Here is a 7,287-nt window from a genome sequence, read left to right on the forward strand (position 1 = left end):
ATGATTTTGATTGTGGTATTGAGGTCCTCAACGACGCTCGTTGCCGGAAGCCACCCAGCCGCGTTATTCATTTCTTTTCAGTCAGACCCACGAAACTCTGACATCACTTTCAGGTTTCAGCGATTCCCTCCGCACTACCTCCTCGTTGACGATCTCGCACATCGGGCGCAAGGCCCGACGACAGACGACGTGACTACCGGGGTATTCCAGATGGCGGAAGCAATTGACGGCGGCAGCAAAGCGGCAACGGGTCCAAAGAAGTCTCCTATCACGCCAGTAAAGCAACCACGCTTTGCCTTCCCGTTCCGCAAGAAAGGGCAAGGCACTACGGCCAGCGCCGAGTTCAGCGACGAGCACGAATTCCACAAGCTCCTTAAGAATGAGCCATTGGGCGCCTTTGGCATCAGCCCAAAGGGCATGTGGCATGGCGGCATTCACGTGTCAGAAGGCGGCGCCGGTAGCGCATTGGACCTGATACATGGCGTTCGCTGTATTGCCGATGGCGAGGTTGTGGCCTTCCGCATTGACCGCGCCTACCTCGTCAGCCAGATAGCGGCACAGGCCGACAAGCCCGCCCGAGAGGCGCGCTATAGCACGGGATTCGCGCTGGTGCGCCACACCATGGAGTTTCCCAAGGACAACAGGCTGACTTTCTTCAGCCTGTACATGCATCTGCGGGACCTGGCCGGGTACGAGAGTGACAAGACACTGCCGCGGCCTGCGTACTGGTCGCCGGATTTCAAGGTGACGCAGTTCGCCAATGACAAGCCCACATCCGGGCCGAGGGGCGTTGCTGCCCAGCCGAGCCAGATAGGACTCAGGGTTCGAGCGTCGCGTCCCCATGGCGCGCCAATGTGCATCCTGCCGCGTGGGACGCTGATCAGCATCAGCAAGCGCGAAGGTGACTGGGGCCAGATCAAGGACACACATGGCGCGCAACTGATTCCTCCTGCAATAGGTGGCTATGTTGCGCCGACAGCCGCGATCAACGGATGGGTGTTCCTGGGCAAGGAAGGCGGTCGTCCAGTGGTCTATGAAGTCATGCCGGATTCCATGCTGGACCGCGTGGTCACCCCCGAAAAGCCCATTCAGATCAAGGCTGGCGACCTGATCGGTCACCTCGGGCGCTATGACTCGCTGAGCGAGCAGGCCGAAACCAGCATGGTGCACCTCGAGGTGTTTTGCGGCGACGGTATCGGTGCCTTTATCGAGCAGGGGCGCAACTGGGTGGACAAGCACGGACACCATCCCGAGAACTGGGCGCCATTAGGACTGCCTAGCGAGCCCACCATCCTGCGAGTTGGCAAGAACACCAAGCTGTATAAGGCGCCCTTCAACGAGGGGCAAGATGCACCGCTGACTGATGTCGTCCAGCTTGCCACTCTCGCGGTTCTGGCCAAGAACGCCGACAACAGGCGCGACGAGACCGAAGCGGGCACCGATGGAAAAAAGCGTATTTGGTGGCGTGTCCAAAGCGCAAATGTACTGGGCCATGACATCGACGGCTGGGTGCGACAGGAAAACTTCGCGGGCGGCCGGGTGACGCTTGAGCATGCGCAATCCTGGATTGACTTTGATACGTCTTTCAGGGATCCGCACGATCGAACACACACGATGTTTTCGAACACGAAGGCTTATGTCGATTACTTGATGGGCGCGGACGTGCCGACGCCCGGCGCAGTGGACAAACTGAGTCCGTTAATGGCCACGGTTTATCGCGCAATCTACCCGAGGAGAGATGAAAGCCGGGCGGCAGACGAGTTGCGCGCAGCAGCCGACGATCGGTGGAGTGCACAGCGGATGTCTCGCTTGATTATCAGGCACGAAAGTGAGTGGGCGAATCCGGGTAAATGGCGACAGCTCATCCAGGAAATTGAGAAACATACCGGGCCGCAACCGCAGCATGAGGAAGAGCTGAAGCGGATTGGGAAGCTGGTGTGGTGGGATGAGGTGAAGGCCGGTGTGAGCGATTTGCCGGGAGCGGATGTTTTTCATATTCATCCGATTGGATTGGTGGGGAACTTCCGCAGAAAATCAACCGTTACAGTGGAGATGCTTCGAAAAATATGGCCAAATCAAAAGGCTCCAGATGAAAGATTGGCCGGTATCGCAGCGGAAATAAACGAAAATGCCACTCAGTATCGACTTGACTCGGAGTCGAGGCTGAGTCATTTCTTTGCTCAAGTAAGACAGGAGGTCGGGGAGTTCTGCGCTCTCGAAGAGGATTTAAGATATTACACCCCAAGTCGACTTAAGATTTTTGGTTACTTTCAAAAAAACCCCGCTGAAGCTGAATTGTATGGCTACAAGCCACCTAAGCCTGCTGATTCCGAAGCCATAGCAAATCGTATATATGAACACAAAATCGGCAACGGCAGCAAGGAAACCGGCGATGGGTGGAAATACAGGGGGCGAGGCCTAAAGCAAACCACTGGCATAGGAAATTATCGCGACTTCACAAGAGGCTATAATTTACATTGGACTGACGACGCACAAAATTTTGTTGAAAACCCGGATTTGCTATCAAACACAAAATATAGCACAAGATCTGGCATCTATTACTGGCTTGCACACAAGCTCTACGAAATAGCCGATCAAGGTCATGGCGACACACAAGTTGATGCAATAACGGCACTGATCAACAAAAGAACCGATAGTTATGAAAATCGGCGCAAACACTTCCAAAAAATTATATCAGATAATGTTTTTAGGGATGGCACAAGGTGAAGATATTAATGCATTTTCTTTCTTCGCTGGTGATTTCCGCACATTTTTCATCACCATCGCTTGCAAACTCAATCAGCGAGCAGATTGAAATTAACTTCCTATCGGAGAAAAATTGGATCGAAATTAATCGTATCGAGCGGACACCGGAAGTTTTAGACATAGGTTTACGCCACGTCAATGGCAAGTTGACGCATATTGCGTCCTTCAATCAAGAGGGCCCCGCCCCTGCGGAGTTGGTAACAGTATTCAAGGGCAGCGGAAAATTTCGCTCCGACATTTTCGTTGTGATAAAGTGGTACTACAACCTGCCCGGCGTCGATACAGATGGCAACTTTTATGAAGTGCACGCGTATGAGGAAAAAAAAAATAATAATCAAATCAAATTTTCAGAAAACAAAAAAATATCAAACATTTTCGGACAGGGATTCGATGGTCGACAAGAAGGAAAAATTGTGCGATTCAAATATAAAGATGAACCATCAATTAGAGGAAAATTAAGGCAGTTGAACAATTAATTGAAATTACGGATGCCGATCTCCTCATTAACTTGGTGAAAAAACGAAGGGATTGGTATACGCAGCGTCTAAGCCTCCAGAGTCGGTGGGGCCATTCTCCATACACAAGCGGTTAGTGGTTTCTACCCCGCAGGCGCTTCCAGCATAGTCGGCACTAGATAACTGAACACCGCCTTCGAGCCAAACCGGGCAGTCCAGCCCACAACCCGTCCAGCGGCCCGATACCCTACGATGTCTTGCTATCCAGCATTCCGCCTCTTGCCCCCTTGTACCTATCAAAGTCAGCATGCGGATCGCGGCAACTCGGGCCTACGAAATTCGTCGATGAACTTTCGTTGTTTGTCCTGCGACGTAGACTGCAACCTCTAGCCCAGCGCTACACCACCTCAAACTCCCTATAATCGAACGACCGTTCAATTAGATGCATGCGAGGAGACCTATGCCTGCCGCCAAACATATCCCGCCAGTTCTGCAGAACCTGGCCCTGCCCGTCATCGCGTCGCCGATGTTCATCGTCAGCTATCCGGAACTGGTGCTGGCGCAGTGCAAGGCTGGCATCGTCGGGGCGTTTCCCGCGCTGAATGCGCGTCCGGCCGAGCTGCTCGACGAGTGGCTCACGCAGATCCAGGCGGACCTGGCCGACTTCAAGGCTGCGAATCCCGACAAGCCGGTGGGCCCGATCGCGGTCAACCAGATCGTGCACGCATCGAACGCGCGCCTTGAGCACGACGTGAAGGTCTGCGTCGAACACAAGGTACCGATCTTCATCACGTCGCTGCGTGCGCCTCCCAAGGAAATGATCGACGCCGTGCACAGCTACGGCGGCATCGTGCTGCACGACGTGATCAACATCCGCCATGCCGAGAAGGCGATCGAAGCTGGCGTGGATGGCCTGATCCTGGTGGCGGCGGGCGCGGGCGGCCATGCCGGCATGCTCTCGCCGTTCGCGCTGGTGGGCGAGGTACGTAAGTTCTTTGATGGCCCGATCGCGCTGTCCGGTTCGATCGCCACCGGGGAGGCCGTACTGGCCGCGCAGGCGATGGGCGCCGACTTCGCCTACGTGGGCACGCGCTTCATTGCCTCGCAGGAAGCGCACGCGTCCACCGAGTACAAGCAGTCGATCACCGGCTCGGCAGCGGCCGACATCATCTACACGAACCTGTTCACGGGCGTGCACGGCAACTACATCCGCGAGAGCATCGTCAATTCGGGGCTCGATCCGGAAAACCTGCCCGTTGCCGACAAGAGCAAGATGGATTTCTCGAGCGGCGCCTCCAAGGCCAAGGCGTGGAAGGACATCTGGGGCGCCGGCCAGGGCGTGGGCCAGATCCACGACATTCCGTCTGCCGGAGAGATCGTGGCACGCATGAAGAGCGAATACGACGCAGCGCGTGCCCGCCTGGGGCTGGTAGCATAAGCGCGTTTTTGCCCTTGTTGCGGCGCCCGCCGCATTTCCACCGTTGCAACCAGACGACCCCGAACGCCAGAACAAGCTGACGCACCGCGAACGCGCCATCCGCGCGTTCTGGGTCACCTGCGGCACCCTGAGCCTTGCGCTCGGGATCATCGGCATCTTCCTGCCGCTGCTTCCCACCACACCATTCGTCCTGCTGGCCGCCGCATGCTTCGCGCGCGGCTCGGAGCGCTTTCATCACTGGCTGGTCACGCACCAGCGCTTCGGGCCGCTCGTGCGCGACTGGCAGGCCCATCGCAGCATTCCGCTGCGGGCCAAGTGCCTGGCGTTGTCGATGATGTGGACCTCGATGAGCGTCACCGCCTGGCTGATGCGCGAGCGTCCGCTCGCATCGGTCACGCTGATCGCTATCGCACTGGCGGTTACGGTGTGGATGGTGCGCCTGCCCACTCGGCCGCGTGGCGGCTATCCGAAGGCTGGCGACACGCAACCGGAATAGCCGACCGCCGCGGTCAATCGTAGCGCCGCGCATCCTCTATTACCTTGCCATCCTGCGGCAGCGATCCAGCCGGCACGAAGCGCACCTCGCCGCGCAGACGCATGACCTCGCGCATCGAATCGCAGATGGCCGCCGCCAGCGTCGCGTCGTCGCGCGTGGCGTCGCAGTGCAGTGTCATCACATCGGCGCCGACGGAGCCAGTCACCACCAGCCGCGCCGCACGAACCTCCGGATGGCGCCGCACCACATCGGCCACCTGGCCCGGATGCACGAACATCCCCTTGACCTTGGTGGTCTGGTCCGCGCGCCCAAGCCAGCCCTTGATGCGGATATTGGTGCGGCCGCACGGACTGGCGCGATGCGATGAGCCACTCACGATGGCCGACAGGTCGCCCGTGCCGAAGCGGATCAACGGGTAGTCGCCGTTACCGAGCACCGTCACCACGACCTCGCCAACCTCGCCCTCGGGCATCGGCTGCGAGCCGCCCGGCTCGACAATCTCCAACATCACGCCTTCATCGACGACCCAGCCGTCGCCGCCCTCGGTCTCGTAGGCAATCAGGCCGAGATCGGCCGTGCCGTACATCTGCCGCGCCGTGATGCCGTGGTCCTGCAACCAGGCGCGCAGCGCTGGCGGACAGGCCTCGCCGCTGACCAATGCCCTGGACAGGCTTTTGCACGGCATGTCCATTTCCTCGCCCCGCTCGATCAGCAGCTTCAGGAACGACGGCGTGCCCGCATAAGCCGAAGGCTGCAAGTTGGCCAGCGCCTGCACCTGCGATTCGGTCTGCCCGACGCCGGCCGGAAACACGCAGCACCCCAGCCGATGTGCACCCGACTCCATCATCATGCCGGCCGGCGTGAAGTGGTACGAGAACGTGTTGTAGACCAGATCGCCAGCGCGAAATCCGGCCGCGAACATCGCGCGCGCCGTGCGCCACCAGTCGGCCGAAAAGCCCGCTGGTTCATGGATCGGGCCAGGCGACTGGAATACATGACGCAGTCCTGCCAGAGGCGTTGCATTGAGGCCACCCAGCGGCGCCGCAAGACGTTGCCGCGCGGTCAGTTCGGACTTGCGCGTGACGGGCAACGCCCCCAGCGCCGCCCGCGACGTGATCTCGCGCGCATCGACATCGCACAGCACTTCGGCAAAGTAAGGCGCATGCGATTGCGCATGCGCGACCTGCTGCGCCACCGCGGCGATCAGCGCCGCCTCGCGTTCCACGGGGTCGCGCGTTTCCAGCGAATCGAAATATTCAGCCATGGTGTCTCGTGGTCAGGCCAGCCAGCGCTTGCGGCGGCGATAGCTCTTTACATCGCGGAACGATTTGCGCGCGCCGCCTTCGGCATCGTTGGCGGCCACGCCGAGATAGAACTCCTTGACGTCCTCGTTGGTGCGCAGCGATTCCGCATCGCCATCCATCACCACGCGCCCGTTCTCAAGGATGTAGCCGTAGTCGGCATGGCGCAGCGCCACCATCGTGTTCTGCTCGGCCAGCAGGAAGCTGACGCGCTCGCGGGTGTTCAGGTCGCGCACGATCTCGAAAATCTCCTCGACGATCTGCGGCGCCAGGCCCATCGACGGTTCGTCGAGCAGGATCATCGACGGCTTCGCCATCATGGCTCGCCCGATCGCGCACATCTGCTGCTCGCCGCCCGACGTATAGCCGGCCTGCGACTTGCGGCGCGTCTTCAGGCGCGGGAAGTAGGCGTAGATCTTCTCCAGTTCCTCACGCGTCTCGCCGCGCGATAGCCCACGCGTGTAGGCCCCCGTCAGCAGGTTTTCCTCGATCGTCAGGTGCGCGAAGCAGTGGCGCCCTTCCATCACCTGGATCACGCCGCGTTTGACGAGGTCGTTCGGCGTGAGCTGGTCCACACGCTGGCCCCGGTACTCGATGGAGCCTTTGGTCACATCGCCACGCTCGGCATGCAGCAGGTTGGAGATCGCCTTGAGCGTGGTGGTCTTGCCCGCCCCATTGGCCCCGAGCAACGCCACGATGCGCCCCTCCGGCACTTCGAGCGACACGCCCTTGAGCACGAGGATCACGTGGTCGTAGATGACTTCGATGTTGTTGACGGATAGAAGGGTCATGTCTTGTCCCTGTGCTGTTTTGCTCCCCTCTCCCACTTGT

6 protein-coding genes are annotated in these 7,287 nt (G+C 59.1%); 4 read left to right on the top strand and 2 right to left on the bottom strand.

The genetic code is table 11. From position 1 onward, the window contains the following. The first annotated feature begins 189 nt into the window (after positions 1-189). From B552_RS0114405 to B552_RS0114420, 4 genes are all read left to right on the top strand, one after another. Positions 190-2,727, top strand: a complete 2,538-nt coding sequence (locus B552_RS0114405) for a chitinase (protein ID WP_237718216.1) — start codon at positions 190-192, stop codon at positions 2,725-2,727. An 8-nt stretch (positions 2,728-2,735) separates the two neighbouring features. Further along, positions 2,736-3,242, top strand: a complete 507-nt coding sequence (locus B552_RS28875; RefSeq protein WP_157160255.1) for a hypothetical protein — start codon at positions 2,736-2,738, stop codon at positions 3,240-3,242. Between the two features lie 439 nt (positions 3,243-3,681). Continuing rightward, complete coding sequence (locus tag B552_RS0114415; protein WP_019449736.1) at positions 3,682-4,659, top strand: nitronate monooxygenase family protein; 978 nt, start codon at positions 3,682-3,684, stop codon at positions 4,657-4,659. A gap of 43 nt (positions 4,660-4,702) precedes the next feature. Then, on the top strand, positions 4,703-5,155 hold the full coding sequence (locus tag B552_RS0114420) for a YbaN family protein (RefSeq protein ID WP_019449737.1): 453 nt from the start codon (positions 4,703-4,705) through the stop codon (positions 5,153-5,155). A 13-nt stretch (positions 5,156-5,168) separates the two neighbouring features. On the opposite strand, the gene B552_RS0114425 is transcribed toward B552_RS0114420, so the two are convergent. Next, positions 5,169-6,419 carry an AMP-binding protein gene (locus B552_RS0114425; protein WP_019449738.1) on the bottom strand — a complete coding sequence of 417 codons (1,251 nt, stop codon included), beginning with the start codon at positions 6,417-6,419 and terminating at the stop codon, positions 5,169-5,171. Between the two features lie 12 nt (positions 6,420-6,431). Then, positions 6,432-7,247 (bottom strand): ABC transporter ATP-binding protein, encoded by an 816-nt coding sequence (locus tag B552_RS0114430; protein WP_019449739.1) that lies wholly within the window; start codon positions 7,245-7,247, stop codon positions 6,432-6,434. Between the last annotated feature and the right edge of the window lie 40 nt (positions 7,248-7,287).

Origin of the sequence: Cupriavidus sp. BIS7 (genome assembly GCF_000292345.1) — a bacterium.
Lineage (GTDB): Bacteria > Pseudomonadota > Gammaproteobacteria > Burkholderiales > Burkholderiaceae > Cupriavidus.